Genomic DNA, 15,247 nt, shown 5'->3' on the forward strand with positions numbered 1-15,247 from the left:
CCTCCCGCGGCCGGCGGGAGCCCATCGAAAGGAACCCCATGAGAAACCGCCCCCTCACAGGCCGCCGTCGCGTGGCCCTCGCCCTGTCGGCCCTGCTGGGCGGCACCGCCCTGGTGGCCGTTCCGATGTCCGCCCCCGCCGCCGCGGCCGGGGGCCTCACCGTCCAGTACCGCACCAGCGCGAGCGGCGCCACCGCCGACCAGAGCGAGCCCTGGTTCAAGGTGCGCAACACCGGCTCCACGACAGTGCAGTTGAGCCAGGTGAGGATCCGCTACTACTTCAAGGCGGACTCGGCGAGCGCCGGTTATCGCTTCGCCTGTTCCTGGGCCGTCAAGGGATGCGCGAACGTCACCGGCACGTTCGGCACCCTGGCCCACCCCACCGGAACGGCGGACCGCTACCTGGAGGTCGGCTTCACCTCCACGGCCGGCGCACTGGCACCGGGCGCCGACACCGGTGACATGCAGCTTCGCTTCTACCAGTCGAGCTGGCAGTCCGTGAACCAGGCGGACGACTACTCCTTCAACGGCGCGCAGACCTCGTACGCGGACTGGAACAAGGTCACCGCCCAGCTCGACGGAACCACCGTGTGGGGCACGGCGCCCGAGGGCAACGGCCCCACGGATCCGACCGACCCCACCGACCCGCCCACCGACCCGCCCGGAAGCGGCAAGGCGCTGTTCGACGACTTCGGCTACTCGTCGTCCACAGACCCGGCGATCTCCGCGCACGGCTGGAACGTCCGCTCCAACTCCGGTGGCCCTGGCGTCCCCGGCGCGACCTGGGACCCGTCGAAGGTGACGTTCCCCGTGGTGTCGGGCAATTCGGTGATGAACCTCCGGACGTCGACCTCGGGCACCGCCGAGTCCACCCGGCAGACCGAAGTCGTCTTCAAGAGCATGAAGTTCAAGAACGGCACCTACGCGGCGCGGGTGAAGTTCGCCGACGCGCCGCAGTCCGGCCCCGACGGCGACCACCTGGTGCAGACGTTCTTCACCATCAACGACCTCACGGCACCGATGGCCGACGACTACGCCGAGTACGACTTCGAGTACCTGCCCAACGGCGGCTGGGGCGAGACGGGCAACATCCTCTACACGACCTCCTGGGAGACGTACAACCCCGACCCCTGGCAGGCCGTCAACCAGCACACCGAGGCCCGCCAGAGCTACGCCGGCTGGCACGACCTGGTCCTCACGATCGACAGCAACAGCATCAAGTACTACATCGACGGACAGCTCTTCGGCACGCACGACGCCCAGTACCTGCCCGAGCGGCCCATGTCGATCAACTTCAACCAGTGGCTGATCGACCTCGCCGGGCAGACCTCGACCGGGGCGCGCGCGTACGACGAACAGGTCGACTACGTCCTGCACGTCAAGGACCAGGTGCTCACCCCGGCCCAGGTCGCCTCCAAGGTGACGGCCTACCGCAGCGCCGGCACCACGTTCGTGGACGAGGTGCCGGCTCCCTGACACGGCCGGTCCGAGTCCCACCCCCGCGCCCGGCCGGCGGCCGGGGGGGCGCCCCCCGGCGGGGACCGGCGCGAGGACGGCCGGGGCGTCGGACGGAAGCGGTCAGTGGTGGTGACCGGCTCCATGCCTCAGCCCGGCCAGTACCGCGCGGGCCATGGCCTCCTGGCCCGTGGCGTTGGGGTGGGCCGGAGCGGCGGGCGCGGTCGGGCGCAGGGGCTCGATCCAGCGGTCGGCGGGCGCCTTGCACATGTCGTGGCCCACCGTCGGCGCGTACGTGTCCACGAACTCGGCCCGGTTCAGGGCCGCCACCGCGCGCAGCATCAGGTTGAGCCGCTTGCCGGTGTCGCGCAGATAGGGGAAGTCCTTCGCGGCGAACGGCACCGTCGGGTAGCAGCCGCTGCCGTCGTCGGGCAGCAGGTCGGGGTAGCCCACGACGACCACGCGGGCGTGCGGCGCCCTGGCGTGCACCTCCCGCAGCACCCGGGCGACCTTGGGCGCCGTCTGGAGGATGTTCAGGGTGAGCTGGTCGTAGCCCGCGGCACCGTAGTACTGCTGACAGGGGTTGCCCGCGAGGTCCTTCGAACTGAGCCCGGCACAGGTGGCGATGATCGAGCCGAAGCCCATGTCGTTGCCGCCGATCTGCACGGTCACCAGGTCGGTGTCGCGTTTCACCGCGTCGAGCTGGGGTCCGTTGGTGCCCTGCGCCTTCCACATCTCGTCGGTCTTCGCGCCCGAACAGCTCACGTCCGTGAACTTGGCGACCTTGCGGGCGGCCGCGGTGATCGAGGGGTAATTGTGGTCGGAGCGCGCGCAGTTCGCGTCGATCTGCTGAGGTATCAGCGGCCCCGACGTGTACGAGTCGCCGAGCGCGACGTAGTTCACGCCATGCCCCGTGTGCCCTTGGCCCGCCTGGGCGGGGGCCGCCGCCGCGACGCCCGCGACGAGCGCGCAACTGCTCAGCGCGGCCCCCAGCGCCAGGGCGCCCCGCCGCCCTGGAACGGCGTTTTCCGGACGCGTGTGATCGTTCATCGTGCCCTCCCCTGAAACCGTGACAGCCTGCGGAACGGGTACCGGCGTCCCGCGGCGCACGGGATCGCGGCGCCGCGACAGGCCGGACGGCTCCTGCCCGGCAGACCCAACCTGGTCTGTATACCGGCCGGTAGGCCGCCGGAACAGGGTTTGATCGCCCTCCACTTGTCCATTTCTCGTCCACCGGCCGGCGGGTTCAGTCGGTCGCATGCGGTCTACGGCGCCGTCGTCGGCCGCGTGGACGAGGTGAGTGCGGCGTCCCCGAAGCGGATGGTGAAGTCGTCGAGGGTCACGCTGAACAGGGGCGGGCGTCGGCCCAACTCCCCCAGCGGGCCGTCCTCTTGCGCGGTCCAGCGGGCCCGGGCCGTCCGTACGGCCGAGCGTGAGCGGACGGAGCTGGTCTTCAGCGCGCCGTCGAGGGTCTGCGTGACGCGATAGGTGAGGGGCCAGCGGCCCGGCAACCGACGGCCGGGTTCGAAGACGGCACCGGCAAGGGCGCCCTCTTCCGTCGCTGCCGTGGCGCGAACTCCCTCGGCCGTCGCCGCCGTGGCGCGGACTCCCCCGACCGTCGCCGCACCGGTCCGGACACCGGCGGTGCTGTCGATGTCGAAGTCCGCCAACTCCTTCGGGATTCCCCACAGTTCGCGCCCGCCCGCCATCGAGGCGGCGCTGTCGACCCAGATGTCGGTGATGCAGACCCGCGGACGGCGGCCGTCCCGTACGAGCACGGCCCGGAGCAGTTCGTTGTAGTGCAGGACGCTGTCGTTCTCGTAGACGACCCAGGCGGCGCCGACCGCACCGCGCCCGGCGATGGTGACCGGCCGGGTGCCGTCCGCCACCGGGGGCAGTTCGCGGGCCGGCACCAGCCACAGCGACAGATACATCCGGCCGGCCAGATGCCAGGGTTCCTCGGGATAGCGCGTCACGGGGTGTCCTTTCCGGTGGGGGGTTCCGGCAGCAGCGCGGCCGGTGCGCCGGCGGGCACGGCGGGGTGCCTCGGCGGTACCGGGCGCACACGGCGGTAGGACAGGCCGGGTCCGGGCCGGGGGTCTTCCTCCCCCTGGTTGGGCCACAGGGCGACGGCCCGCTCGGCGAGGGCGGTGATGGTCAGGGAGGGGTTCACGCCGAGGTTCGCCGAGATCGTGGAGCCGTCGATGACGTGCAGGCCCGGATGTCCGTGCAGCCGGTGGTACGGGTCCACCACGCCGGTCTCCGGGTTCTCGCCGACGGCGCATCCGCCGATGAGATGTCCGGTGGTGGGGATGTCGAACAGATCGGCCCAGGTGCCGCAGGCCTGGCCGCCGATGCGCTCGGCGGCCCGGCGGGCCGCCCGGTGCCCGGCGGGTATCCAGGCCGGGTTGGGGGTGCCCTCGCCGGGTCGGCTGGTCAGCCGCCCGCGCCCGGTGATGCCGCGACGGAGGTACGTCGTCACGGAGTTGTCGAGGGACTGCATGACCAGAAGGACGACGGTCTGCTGGGACCAGCGGCGCGGATTGTGCAGGCTCGGCAGGTCCCGCAGGTTGCGTGCCATCGCGGCCAGACCGGTGAGGAGCCGGGACCGGCCGCGGACGGGGTCGACGAGCAGGGCGCCGAGCAGCCCGAGCAGATTGCTTCCCCGGCCGTACCGGACGGCTTCGACGTGCGTGTTCTCGTCGAGGTGCACGGAGGAGGTGATGGCGACGCCACGGCTGAAGTCGGTGGCCCTGTCCCTGGCCCTGACGCCGAGGATCGCCTCGGAGTTGGTGCGGGTCAGCAGCCCGAGGCGGGGCGACACGTCGGGCAGGGAGCCGCTCGCCCGCAGCCGGTGCAGCAGCCGCTGCGTCCCCAGGGCGCCCGCCGCGAAGACGACGTGCCGTGCGGTCAGGGTCCGTCTGCGGCGCGGCGGTCCCCCGCCCGTGCGTACCGAGGTGACGGCCCACACCTCGCCGTCCCGGGTGACGTCCGTGACCGTCCGCAGGGCGAGCACCTCGGCACCGGCGCGTTCGGCCAGGCCCAGGTAGTTCTTGGGCAGGGTGTTCTTCGCGTTGTGCCGGCAGCCCGTCATGCACGCGCCGCAGTGCAGACAGGCGTTGCGGTCCGGCCCCGCCCCGCCGAAGTAGGGGTCCGCGACGCGGGCGCCGGGTGCCGTGCCGGGCGGTCCGAAGTGGACGCCGACCGGCACGGCCCTGAAGGTGCCGGCGCAGCCGAGATCGTCCGCGGCGTCCCTGAGGAGCCGGTCGGCGTCCGTGAGCAGGGGATTGGGGGTGACGCCCAGCATGCGGCGGGCCTGGGCGTAGTACGGCGCGAGTTCGCCGCGCCAGTCGGTGATGCCGGCCCACGGCGAGCCCTGGAAGAAGGCTTCGGGCGGCTCGTAGAGCGTGTTGGCGTACCCGAGGGAGCCGCCGCCGACGCCCGCGCCGGTCAGGACGAGGACGTCGCCGAGCAGCGTCATGCGCAGGATGCCCGTGCAGCCGAGGCGGGGAGCGAAGAGGTAATCGCGCACATGCCAGGAGGTTCGGGGGAAGTCGGCGTCGGTGAAGCGGCGGCCCGCCTCCAGGATCCCGACCCGGTACCCCTTCTCGGTGAGGCGCAGCGCGCTGACGCTGCCGCCGAATCCGGAGCCGATGACGAGTACGTCGTAGTCGGGTGCGTCCATCAGGGCCCCTTCGGTACGAAGTCGGCGAGGACCGGGCCGATCAGGCGGGCGATGTTCGCGCGGCGGACCTCAGGGTGTTCGCCCGCGAGGCGTACCGGTCCTTCGAAGCCGGGCGTGTGGGCCGCGAGCGCGAGGTGCGGCAGCAGGACCAGCAGCAGGGAGAGCAGCGCGTCGACGTCGGCGCCCTTGCGCAGGTCGCCGGCCGCGACCGCCCGTTCGACGAGGGGGCGCAGACCGGCGAGGTAGAGGTCCTGCACCGGGGCGCGTACGGCGTTGCGGACGGCGGGGTCGAGCTCCATGTTGGTGGCCGCGGTGACCCCGCGTTCCAGTGGATGGCCGGCGAAGTAGTCGAACCACGCCTCCAGCGCGTCGGTGAGGTACCGGGAGAACTCCGTGGAGCCGTCGTATCCGTCCAGCCAGGGCTGCATGGCGGTGTAGACGCGCAGGGAGGTCTGTTCGGCCACGTAGGCGAACAGGTCGAGTTTGCCCTCGAAGTACTGGAACAGCGAGCCCTTGGCCACGCCGGCCTCGCGGGCGATGACGTTCAGACTTCCGGTGGAGTAGCCGTGGGTGCCGAACTCGTCCATCGCGGCGACCAGGACCCGTTCGCGCCGCACCGGTGAAAGGCGGGTCCAGGTGGAAGTGGGCATGTGTGCTCCTGCCGATGACCGGGCGGTCATGTGACCGCCCGGTCATGGTCGGTGCGGCGCGGACACCCTGTCAACGACGCCGACAGGAAAGGTGCCATGATCCGAACAGGCTCTGGGGGCAGGATCGTTGGGCTGACGTCGATCCGAACTCCTGCTCATGGCATGGTCATTGACACGGCGTGCCGGTGGACAGCAGCCTGTGACCACCCGGTCATGTGACCGGGTGGTCACCAGGGCGGTCACAAGAGGGAGCGGGCATGGAGAGGGTGTGCGTGATCGGGGCGGGCTCGTCCGGGATCGCGGCCTGCCAGGTACTGGCGGCGCGCGGGATCCCGTACGACTGCTACGAGACCGGGTCGGAGGTCGGCGGCAACTGGCGCTACCTGAACGACAACGGGATGTCGTCCGCGTACCGTTCGCTGCACATCAACACCTCGCGCCAGATCATGGAGTACGCGAGCTTCCCCATGCCGGAGGACGCTCCCGTCTACCCCGGCCACTTCCACATCGCCCGGTACTTCGACAGCTTCGTCGACCACTTCGGGCTGCGGCCGTCGATCGCCTTCCGCACCGAGGTGGTGCGCGTGGAACCCCTGCCCGACGGCAAGTGGAGTGTCGCGACACGCCACTTGGACTCCGGCGAGACCGCCGAACGGGTCTACGGTGCCGTCCTGGTCGCCAACGGCCATCACTGGAAGGCCCGTTGGCCCCGGCCGTCGCTTCCGGGAGCCGAGGATTTCACCGGCACGCAGACGCATTCGCACGACTACAGGACACCGGAGCCCTTCGCCGGCAGACGTGTCCTCGTCCTCGGCATCGGCAACTCGGCCTGCGACATCGCGGTGGAGACCTCGCGGGTGTCCCGGCGCACGGTCCTCGCCATGCGCCGCGGCGCGCACATCCTGCCCAAGTACCTCTTCGGTGTGCCCACCGACCATCTCACCGGCTCCTGGCTGGCGAGGGCCCCGCTGTCCGTGCAGGCACAGGGCCTGCGGCTCCTGCTGCGGCTCAGCCGGGGCCGCCTGAGGGACTACGGGCTGCCGACGCCCCGGCACGGGGTGCTGGCCGCGCACCCCACCATCTCCGACGACCTGCTCTCGCGCCTCGGCCACGGCGACCTCACCGTGAAGCCGGCTCCCGTACGGCTGGAGAGCGACCGGGTGACGTTCGAGGACGGGAGCACGCAGGTGATCGACGCGATCGTCTACTGCACCGGCTACGACATCGCGTTCCCGTTCCTCAAGGACGAGGTGATCGATCCGTCCGGCAACGACATCACGCTCTACCACCGCGTGGTCGCGCCGGACCGACCCGGCCTCTACTTCATCGGACTGGTCCAGCCCCTCGGCGCGATCATGCCCCTCGCGGAGGCGCAGTCGCACTGGGTGGCGGACCTGCTGGAGGGTCGGTGCGCGCTGCCCGGGCCCGAGCGGATGCGCCAGGAGTCCGACGATTACCGCGAGAGGCTGGCGCGCCGCTATGTCGCCTCGACCCGGCACACCATCCAGGTGGACGCACAGTCCTATCTCCGCGAACTGCGGACGGAACGCCGCAGGGGCGCGGCCCGGGTCCGGCGGGGCGCCGCCGGCCGCTGACGGTTCCGCCCCGGACGGCCCTCGCTCTCATCACGCGTGACCCAGATCACGTGCCCCAGGTGCATAGTGAGGCGCCCTCTGGCGTCTTTCCCCAGGTGTACGAGCCGGCAAGTACGGGGACGGGTGCGGATGGGACAGGCAAGAGCCGAGGGGACCGGCGGGTTCGACGGGTTCGTCGCGGCCCGTTGGTCGGCGTTGTTCCACCTCGCCCGCCTGCTCTGCGCGGGTGACCGGCACCGCGCCGAGGATCTGCTCCAGGAGGCCCTGGTCAAACTCTGGTTCGCCTGGCCGAAGGTGGCCGACGAGGCGCCCGAGGCATACGTACGGAAGGTCATGGCCCGCGCCGCCGCCCGCTCCGCACGGCGGCGGTGGTGGGGCGAGCGCCCCGTGGAGGTACTGCCGGACCTCGCGCACACCGGCGACGAGTCCGCGGCCGTGGTGGAACGGTCGCGTCTCGAAGCGGCGCTCGCCCAACTGCCGCCCCGGCAGAGGGCGGCCGTAGTACTGCGCTACTACCAGGACCTGCCCGAGAAACAGGTCGCGGAGGTCTTGGGCTGTCCGCTCGGCACCGCCCGTTCCCACGCGTCACGCGGTGTGGCGCGGCTGCGCCAGATCCTGGCGGATGTCATCGAGCCGGTGGGGTGAAGGAAAGAATGGACCACTTCGAGCGGGAGTTGGCGCGGATGATGCGCGACGCCCAGGAACACACCCCCTTCGAGCCCGCACAGCAGAACGGCCTCCGGAACGGCGTCCGCGTCCGCCGCCGGATCCGCGCGGCACAGCGGGCCGCGAGCTGCGTCCTGGCCGCCGCCGGGATCAGCCTCGGCCTGTTCCTGCTGCCGCACGCCCCGGACCGCGACCGTCCCCTCGGCCCCGTGCCGCGGCCCACCGACACCCCTGCCACCCCGTACGTCACCCCGTCACCGACCCCGTCGTCGAGCGGGACACCCACCGAGTCGGCCACCGGCACGGCCGAGAGCACCACCGGAACCTCAGGCCCCCCGGACTCGCCCACGCCGACGGAGAGTTCGACGTCGGTGACCTCCGACCCCGGGGACGGGGGAACGGCGACGACCAGCGCGCCCGCCACCGAGACGGCGACGCCGAGGGACACCCCGACGTCCTCGCCACCCGCGTCGGGCCCCGAGCCGTCCTCGGTCGAGGTCAGCAGCACCGGGTAGCCCGGCACGACGTCCGCGGGCGGCGCCGCCGTCCGCACCCGGCATCCCCATCCGCACTCCACAACGAGGTCCGGCCGTGAGCGTCTTCGGCCTGCCTCGCGACAGCGCACAGAACAGGACACACCATGACGAAGGCATTGCGGTGCGCCCCGACGGACCTCGAGGAATCCGACCGTGTGCCCTCGGACCGGCTCCCCGTCCGAGGCCCGGTCCGGCTTCCGTTGCCGGCGGACCACACGGAACCCGTTCTGGACGTGGTCGTCCCCGTGTTCAACGAGGAGACCGACCTGGAACCGAGCGTGCGCCGCCTGCACGCCCATCTGCGCGAGACGTTCCCGTACCCCTTCCGCATCACCGTCGCCGACAACGCGAGCACCGACGCCACCCCGCGGATCGCCGCCCGGCTGGCCGCCGAGCTGCCGGAGGCCACGTGGATACGACTCGACGAGAAGGGACGCGGACGGGCTCTGCGCACCGCGTGGTCCGGCTCGAAGGCGCCGGTGCTCGCGTACCTGGACGTCGACCTGTCGACCGAGCTGAACGCACTCCTGCCGCTCGTCGCCCCGCTGATATCCGGGCATTCCGACATCGCCATCGGCACCCGGCTGGCCCGCGGTTCCCGGGTGACCCGCGGCCCCCGGCGCGAGATCATCTCCCGTTGCTACAACGCCCTGTTGCGCTCCACGCTCGCCGTCGGCTTCTCGGACGCGCAGTGCGGCTTCAAGGCCGTCCGCCGGGATGTCGCCGAGCGTCTGCTGCCGCTGGTGGAGGACTCGGGCTGGTTCTTCGACACCGAGCTGCTGGTGATCGCCGAACGCGCCGGGCTGCGCATCCACGAAGTACCGGTCGACTGGGTCGACGACCCCGACAGCCGGGTCGACCTGGTCTCCACCGCCGTGGCCGACCTGCGCGGCATCGCGAGGATCGGCCGCGCGCTGGCCCGTGGCACGCTGCCCACCGCGCGCCTCGGGCGCGTCTCCGAGAGCGCGCCACCGGCCTCCCTGGCGGCCCAACTGCTGCGGTTCTGCGCCGTGGGCGCGCTCAGCACGATCGGGTACGTCCTGCTGTACACGACTCTGCGCCCGGTGACGGGGCCTCAGGCGGCCAACGCCTGGGCGTTGCTGGTCTGCGCCGTGGCCAACACGGCCGCCAACCGACGGCTCACCTTCGGGCTGCGCGGCCGGGGCGGCGTCCTGCGCCACCAGGCCAAGGGGCTGGCCGTCCTCGGCCTCGGACTCGCGCTCACCAGCGGCTCACTGGCCGCGCTGCACCACTGGACGCGCACACCGGGACGCTCCATCGAGATCCTGGTCCTCGTCACCGCGAACCTGGCGGCGACGCTGCTGCGGTTCCTCCTCATGCGCACCTGGGTGTTCACGACCGCCGCCCGGGGCGACGGCGCGGAAGGCGGGCACCGATGAACGAGCCCGGTCTCACGACCACGTGGGCCCGCCAGGCCGACGGTCCCCGGAACGCCACCCGTTGGCGCCCAGCGCCGCGCCCCGACGGCACACACCCGGACGGCACACGCCCGGACGGCGGCCCCGCCTGGCGGGAGCGACTGGGCCGGGCGGCGAGGCGGCACGGGCCGGTCCTCGCCCTGTACGGCACGATGAAACTCGTCGGCTTCTGCGTCTTCATGTACCTGCTGGACTCCTCCGGGGACTTCCGCCGGAAGAACCCCCGCTTCGGGGGCGGCGCCCACGTCTGGGACGTCCTGGCCACCTGGGACGGCTGGTGGTACCAGCAGATCGCCGCGCACGGCTACCATCCCGCGCTCGTGCCGGTGCCCGGTGCCACCGGCCTGATCACCCTGGAGGGCAACTCCGCCGCGTTCTTCCCGCTGTATCCCGCGCTGATGCGCCTGGTGTCCTCCTGCACCGGGCTCGGGCTGCTCGGCGCGGGCCTGGTGGTCTCCGTCGCCGCCTCGTTCGTGGCCGCGCTGGGCATTCACGCCGTGACCGCCCGTGTCAGCGGCCGGCGCGCCGGGCTGGCGGCCGCCGGGCTGTGGGCCGTGTGGCCCGGCTCCGGCGTGGAGTGGTCGGGCTACTCGGAATCCCTCTACGTCGCCCTCGCCGCCTGGGCCTGCTACGCCGTGATGCGCCGGAACTGGCTCACCGCGGGCCTCCTGATCTGCTTCGCGGGCCTCACCCGGCCGACGGCCACCGCGCTGATCGCGGCACTCGCCCTCGCCGCGCTCGTGGAGGTGGTCCGGCACCGGCGCGCGGTGCGCCGCTGGGGGGACCGCCTCGCCCCGGAAGGAGCACGGCGCCGGGACGCGGTCCTGCGCCCGGTAGCGGCTGTGCTGATCGCCCCCGTCGGCCTGGCCGGCTACCTCGGCTGGGTGGGGCACCGCATGGGCGACTACGGCGGATACTTCACGCTCCAGGACAAGGCCTGGGCCCACTCGTTCGACTACGGACGGCACACCGTCAAGGTGCTCTCGGCCCTCATGGTCGGCCACTACGACTACCTCTTCGCCTACCCCCACGAAGACGTCATCGCCGCCGGCACCCTCCTGCTGGCCCTGATCGCCCTCCCCCTGCTGGTCCGGCTGCGCCCGCCGCTCGTCCTGACCGTCAGCACCCTGCTGACCATGGCGCTCGTCCTGGGCAGCCAGCAGATCTTCGGCAACGTGTCCCGCTACCTGCTCCCGGCGTTCCCGCTCCTGATCCCCTGCGCCACCGCCATGCGCCGGCTCAGCACACCGGTCCTGTGCACGGTCCTCACCGTCGCGGCGCTCGCCTCGGGCTCCTACGCCGGTTACGTCCTGTTCGAGGTCGGCATTCCATGACGGGAAGCGCCCCGCACCTGGTCCTCGGTGCGGGGCACACGTTCCTGGCGCGGCGGGTGTCAGGCGTTCTTGGGCGCCGCCTGCTGCACGACCTCGAACGACCAGACCGAGGACCCGCTGGCGGCGGGCTTCGGGCGGTCGCCGCCGCCCTGGTGGGCCGACTTCATCGGGCCCTCCATCCACGCCTGGAACGACGCCTCGTCACGCCAGCGCGTGTACACCAGATAGTCGTCGGTGCCCTCGACGGGACGGAGAAGCTCGAACCACTCGAAGCCGTCGGAGCTCTCCACGGCACCGGCGCGCGAGGCGAAGCGCTTCTCGAGGGTTTCCCGCTGCTCGGCGGGGACGGTCAGGACGTTGATCTTGACTACGCTCATGCCTCCATCCTGCCGCACCTCGGACGGCGCACGGCTCAGGGGCCGTCCGATGCCCGGCCCGGACGGCCCCCGCGCCCGGTTCCGGCTCAGCCGGCGGTGAGGAGCTGGAGCGTGTCGATGACGCGGTTGGAGAAGCCCCACTCGTTGTCGTACCAGGCGACCACCTTGATGTGGCGGCCGTCGACGCGGGTGAGGGCCGAGTCGAAGATCGACGAGGCCGGGTTGCCCGTGATGTCGGACGAGACGAGCGCGTCCTCCGAGTATTCGAGGACGCCGGCGAGCGGGCCCTCCGCCGCGGCGCGGTAGGCCGCGAGGACCTCGTCGCGGGTCACGTCACGGGCCACGGTGGTGTTGAGCTCGACGATCGAGCCCACCGGCACCGGCACCCGGATCGAGTCGCCCGACAGCTTGCCCTCGAGGTTCGGCAGGACCAGGCCGATCGCCTTGGCGGCACCGGTCGTGGTCGGCACGATGTTGACGGCGGCCGCACGGGCCCGCCGGGCGTCGCGGTGCGGGCCGTCCTGGAGGTTCTGCTCCTGGGTGTACGCGTGCACCGTCGTCATGAAGCCGTGCTCGATGCCGGCGAGGTCGTCGAGCACCGCGGCCAGCGGGGCGAGCGCGTTGGTCGTGCACGACGCGTTCGAGACGATCGTGTGCGCGGCCGGGTCGTAGGCGTCGTTGTTGACACCGAACGCCAGCGTCACGTCGGCGCCCTCCGCCGGTGCGCTGACGAGCACCTTCCGCGCACCGGCGTCGAGGTGCGCTCCGGCCGCCTTCGCCGAGGTGAAGCGGCCGGTGGCCTCCAGTACGACGTCCACGGCGAGCTCTGCCCAGGGCAGTTGCCCCGGTTCACGCTCGGCGAGCACCTTGATGCGCCGGCCGTCCACGACGAGGGTGTCCCCGTCGACGGTCACCGGGCGGCCGAGCCGGCCGGAGGTCGAGTCGTAGGCGAGGAGCCGCGCGAGGGTGGCGGGCTCGGTCAGATCGTTCACCGCGACGACTTCGAGGTCCGTGTCGCGTTCGAGCAGGGCGCGCAGCACGTTGCGTCCGATGCGGCCAAATCCATTGATGGCGATGCGAGTCATGATGGGTGTCCCTTCGGCTCCCTCCAAGACTCGCGCGCGGTGCCGGGCGGCGACAGCGGCGAGATCGCCATGGTCCGCAAGGATCGCGCCAGCCGGCCGGGGGCGGTCCGCGGCGGGCTATTCGCCCTTGGTGAAGGTGCGCCGGTACTCGCTCGGGGAGGTGCCGAGGATCCGGTGGAAGTGCAGCCGCAGGTTGGCCCCGGTGCCGAGGCCCACGCCCGCGGCGATCTGCTCGACGCTCCACTGCGAACGCTCCAGGAGTTCGCGGGCCATGTCGATGCGGGCGCGCATGACCCATTGCATCGGCGTGTATCCCGTGTCCTCCGCGAAGCGCCGCGAGAAGGTGCGCGGCGAGACGGCCGCGTGCCCGGCGAGTGCCTCCAGCGAGAGTGGCTCGTCCAGCCGGTGCAGTGCCCATTCGCGGGTGGCGGCGAACCGTTCGCCCAGCGGTTCGGGGACGCTTCGCGGGACGTACTGTGCCTGGCCGCCGCTGCGGTAGGGGGCCGCGACCAGGCGGCGGGCCGCGTGGTTGGAGGCGGCCACCCCGAGGTCGCCGCGCAGGATGTGGAGGCACAGGTCGATTCCGGAGGCGGCGCCCGCCGACGTGAGCACACTCCCCTCGTCGACGAACAGGACGTTCTCGTCGACGTTGACGAGCGGGTGTTTCGCCGCGAGCGCCCGTGTGTAGTGCCAGTGCGTCGTGGCCCGCCTGCCGTCGAGCAGCCCCGTGGCGGCGAGCGCGAACGCGCCCGTCGAGATGGCCGCGAGGCGCGCGCCCCGCTCATGGGCCTCGATCAGCGCGGCGACGACGGCGGGCGGCGGCTCCTCGCGGTCCGGTGACCGGTAGCCGGGGACGAAGACGAGTTCGGCCCAGGAGAGTTGTTCGAGGCCGTGGGCGACGTGGTACGAGAGGCCGTCGCCGCCGGTCACGAGGCCGGGCTCCGCGCCGCACACCCTCACCTCGTACGGCATGCTCGCCCGGGTCGTGAACACCTGTGCGGCGATGCCGACATCGAGCGGCTTGGCCCCCTCGAGCACGAGAACGGCGACGCGGTGCAAGGGAGATGCCGACACGGTGAAGAGCGTAACCCCCTTCACAGGAGACACACACGCCGTGCGAGGATGCGGCTCCGGTATCGAATACCGGTGTAGAGGGGATCCCCATTGAAATCAAGGAAACTGAGCCGTAAGCGGCAACGCGCAACCATAGTCACCGCGGCGGCCGCCTCGGTCGTCGCGGGCGCAGCCCTGCTGCCCAACTGGTCCGCGGGCGCGGCGAGTGTCAACGCCGATCCCAAGGTGGACACGGCAACGAAGGCGACCTTCCAGCGGCTGGCGGACGCGGTCTTCACCGACCGTACCGACGCCCTGGTGGGCGACGACGGTTCGAAGCGGAAGACGTCGCGGTTCTCCGGCGACGTACGCCTGTCCTCGGCCCAGTCGCGTGCCGAGAAGTCCGCGCTGACGAAGCTGGAGAGCCGCAAGGCCCGTCTGGCGGAGCTCGGCGAGAAGTACCGTTCGGCCAACACCACGGTGTCGCTGGACCGTACGCGGGTGAAGGGTCGTAACGCCACGGTCGACGTCACCGAGACGACGACGCTGGCCTACGACAAGGCGACGGGCACCGAGCCGAAGACCACCGGCTTCGAGGCGCACCACACGCTGACGTTCAAGGCCGACCACAAGGGCGACTGGCAGCTCACGGGCGTCCAGGACACGGACGACGGGGTCGCGGTCAACCAGGTCGAGGCCACGACGTTCGTCGCCACGCCGATGACCGGTGACAGCACGCCGCCCTCGGCGACCCGTGCCGCCACCACGAGGCCGGCGCCGGCCAAGCCGAAGAACTTCACGGCTTCCGGCTACGACTACAAGGCGATGGCCGCGTACGCCGCGAAGTACTGGAAGAACTACAACCCCGCCTACCCGAACTTCAACGGGGAGGGCGCCGGCGGAGACTGCACGAACTTCGTCAGCCAGTCCCTGAAGGCGGGCGGCTGGAAGCACGCTCCCGGTTACGTGAACGACTTCCACAAGTGGTTCGGCAACGCCGACATCCAGTCGGACTCGTTCGTCGGCGTCAACGAGTTCTCGTGGTTCGCCCTGTCCTCGAAGCGGACCACCAACCTCGCGAACGTCTATCAGGCCGACGTCGGTGACGTCGTCCAGATGGACTTCAACAAGGACGGGTCCAAGGACCACACGATGATCGTCACGTACCGCAGCCCGCAGGGTGTGCCGTACGTGTCGTACCACTCGACCAACACCTACAACCGGTCGTTGGCGAGCGTCATCGCGTCGTACCCGAACGCCGCGTACTACGCCTACCGCACCTGAGCGGTCGCGTCCCAGGGGCGGGGGGGGGCGCCCAAACGGGGGGGGGCCCCCCCCCCCCCGGAGGGGGGGAGGCACACGCGGGGAGCGCC

At 71.6% G+C, this 15,247-nt stretch carries 14 protein-coding genes; 7 read left to right on the forward strand and 7 right to left on the reverse strand.

The window, feature by feature from the left end:
• Window positions 1-38 precede the first annotated feature (38 nt).
• On the forward strand, window positions 39-1,475 hold the full coding sequence (locus ACFXGX_RS29205; protein ID WP_384796614.1) for a cellulose binding domain-containing protein: 1,437 nt from the start codon (window positions 39-41) through the stop codon (window positions 1,473-1,475).
• Between the two features lie 102 nt (window positions 1,476-1,577).
• On the opposite strand, the gene ACFXGX_RS29210 is transcribed toward ACFXGX_RS29205, so the two are convergent.
• The 4 genes from ACFXGX_RS29210 to ACFXGX_RS29225 form a co-directional block, all read right to left on the reverse strand.
• On the reverse strand, window positions 1,578-2,504 hold the full coding sequence (locus tag ACFXGX_RS29210) for an SGNH/GDSL hydrolase family protein (protein ID WP_384796617.1): 927 nt from the start codon (window positions 2,502-2,504) through the stop codon (window positions 1,578-1,580).
• Window positions 2,505-2,719: 215 nt separating this feature from the next.
• Window positions 2,720-3,430, reverse strand: coding sequence for an acetoacetate decarboxylase family protein (locus tag ACFXGX_RS29215; RefSeq protein WP_384796620.1), 711 nt, complete (start codon window positions 3,428-3,430; stop codon window positions 2,720-2,722).
• Window positions 3,427-5,139 (reverse strand): GMC oxidoreductase, encoded by a 1,713-nt coding sequence (locus ACFXGX_RS29220; protein WP_384796623.1) that lies wholly within the window; start codon window positions 5,137-5,139, stop codon window positions 3,427-3,429. Before ACFXGX_RS29220 ends, ACFXGX_RS29215 begins: the two co-directional genes overlap by 4 nt.
• Complete coding sequence (locus tag ACFXGX_RS29225; protein WP_384796626.1) at window positions 5,139-5,789, reverse strand: TetR/AcrR family transcriptional regulator; 651 nt, start codon at window positions 5,787-5,789, stop codon at window positions 5,139-5,141. The genes ACFXGX_RS29220 and ACFXGX_RS29225 overlap by 1 nt, the downstream gene beginning before the upstream one ends.
• A gap of 257 nt (window positions 5,790-6,046) precedes the next feature.
• Here ACFXGX_RS29225 and ACFXGX_RS29230 point away from each other — a divergent pair, with 257 nt between their 5' ends.
• The 5 genes from ACFXGX_RS29230 (at window position 6,047) to ACFXGX_RS29250 (ending at window position 11,359) form a co-directional block, all read left to right on the forward strand.
• Window positions 6,047-7,384 carry an NAD(P)-binding domain-containing protein gene (locus ACFXGX_RS29230; protein ID WP_384796629.1) on the forward strand — a complete coding sequence of 446 codons (1,338 nt, stop codon included), beginning with the start codon at window positions 6,047-6,049 and terminating at the stop codon, window positions 7,382-7,384.
• A 129-nt stretch (window positions 7,385-7,513) separates the two neighbouring features.
• On the forward strand, window positions 7,514-8,029 hold the full coding sequence (locus ACFXGX_RS29235; RefSeq protein ID WP_384796632.1) for a SigE family RNA polymerase sigma factor: 516 nt from the start codon (window positions 7,514-7,516) through the stop codon (window positions 8,027-8,029).
• Between the two features lie 8 nt (window positions 8,030-8,037).
• Entirely contained in the window at window positions 8,038-8,565 is a 528-nt protein-coding gene (locus ACFXGX_RS29240; RefSeq protein ID WP_384796635.1) for a hypothetical protein, read from the forward strand.
• 125 nt (window positions 8,566-8,690) lie between these two features.
• On the forward strand, window positions 8,691-9,986 hold the full coding sequence (locus tag ACFXGX_RS29245; protein WP_384796638.1) for a glycosyltransferase: 1,296 nt from the start codon (window positions 8,691-8,693) through the stop codon (window positions 9,984-9,986).
• Window positions 9,987-10,177: 191 nt separating this feature from the next.
• Window positions 10,178-11,359 carry a hypothetical protein gene (locus tag ACFXGX_RS29250; RefSeq protein ID WP_384796676.1) on the forward strand — a complete coding sequence of 394 codons (1,182 nt, stop codon included), beginning with the start codon at window positions 10,178-10,180 and terminating at the stop codon, window positions 11,357-11,359.
• Between the two features lie 59 nt (window positions 11,360-11,418).
• On the opposite strand, the gene ACFXGX_RS29255 is transcribed toward ACFXGX_RS29250, so the two are convergent.
• From ACFXGX_RS29255 to ACFXGX_RS29265, 3 genes are all read right to left on the reverse strand, one after another.
• Complete coding sequence (locus ACFXGX_RS29255) at window positions 11,419-11,736, reverse strand: antibiotic biosynthesis monooxygenase family protein (RefSeq protein WP_384796641.1); 318 nt, start codon at window positions 11,734-11,736, stop codon at window positions 11,419-11,421.
• Between the two features lie 86 nt (window positions 11,737-11,822).
• Entirely contained in the window at window positions 11,823-12,821 is a 999-nt protein-coding gene (gene gap, locus ACFXGX_RS29260; protein ID WP_384796644.1) for a type I glyceraldehyde-3-phosphate dehydrogenase, read from the reverse strand.
• A 117-nt stretch (window positions 12,822-12,938) separates the two neighbouring features.
• Window positions 12,939-13,895, reverse strand: coding sequence for a GlxA family transcriptional regulator (locus tag ACFXGX_RS29265; RefSeq protein ID WP_384796647.1), 957 nt, complete (start codon window positions 13,893-13,895; stop codon window positions 12,939-12,941).
• A 90-nt stretch (window positions 13,896-13,985) separates the two neighbouring features.
• Here ACFXGX_RS29265 and ACFXGX_RS29270 point away from each other — a divergent pair, with 90 nt between their 5' ends.
• Window positions 13,986-15,158, forward strand: coding sequence for an amidase domain-containing protein (locus tag ACFXGX_RS29270; RefSeq protein WP_384796650.1), 1,173 nt, complete (start codon window positions 13,986-13,988; stop codon window positions 15,156-15,158).
• Window positions 15,159-15,247 lie beyond the last annotated feature (89 nt).

Source organism: Streptomyces sp. NPDC059371 (assembly GCF_042751995.1).
In the GTDB taxonomy this organism is placed as follows: Bacteria; Actinomycetota; Actinomycetes; order Streptomycetales; family Streptomycetaceae; genus Streptomyces.

Bases quoted from the DNA above. Each gene is read 5' to 3' on its own strand.
- ACFXGX_RS29205 (WP_384796614.1), top strand. From the start codon at position 39: ATGAGAAACCGCCCCCTCACAGGCCGCCGTCGCGTGGCCCTCGCCCTG.
- ACFXGX_RS29210 (WP_384796617.1), bottom strand. From the start codon at position 2,504: ATGAACGATCACACGCGTCCGGAAAACGCCGTTCCAGGGCGGCGGGGC.
- ACFXGX_RS29220 (WP_384796623.1), bottom strand. From the start codon at position 5,139: ATGGACGCACCCGACTACGACGTACTCGTCATCGGCTCCGGATTCGGC.
- ACFXGX_RS29225 (WP_384796626.1), bottom strand. From the start codon at position 5,789: ATGCCCACTTCCACCTGGACCCGCCTTTCACCGGTGCGGCGCGAACGG.
- ACFXGX_RS29230 (WP_384796629.1), top strand. From the start codon at position 6,047: ATGGAGAGGGTGTGCGTGATCGGGGCGGGCTCGTCCGGGATCGCGGCC.
- ACFXGX_RS29235 (WP_384796632.1), top strand. From the start codon at position 7,514: ATGGGACAGGCAAGAGCCGAGGGGACCGGCGGGTTCGACGGGTTCGTC.
- ACFXGX_RS29240 (WP_384796635.1), top strand. From the start codon at position 8,038: ATGGACCACTTCGAGCGGGAGTTGGCGCGGATGATGCGCGACGCCCAG.
- ACFXGX_RS29245 (WP_384796638.1), top strand. From the start codon at position 8,691: ATGACGAAGGCATTGCGGTGCGCCCCGACGGACCTCGAGGAATCCGAC.
- ACFXGX_RS29250 (WP_384796676.1), top strand. From the start codon at position 10,178: ATGAAACTCGTCGGCTTCTGCGTCTTCATGTACCTGCTGGACTCCTCC.
- ACFXGX_RS29255 (WP_384796641.1), bottom strand. From the start codon at position 11,736: ATGAGCGTAGTCAAGATCAACGTCCTGACCGTCCCCGCCGAGCAGCGG.
- gap (WP_384796644.1), bottom strand. From the start codon at position 12,821: ATGACTCGCATCGCCATCAATGGATTTGGCCGCATCGGACGCAACGTG.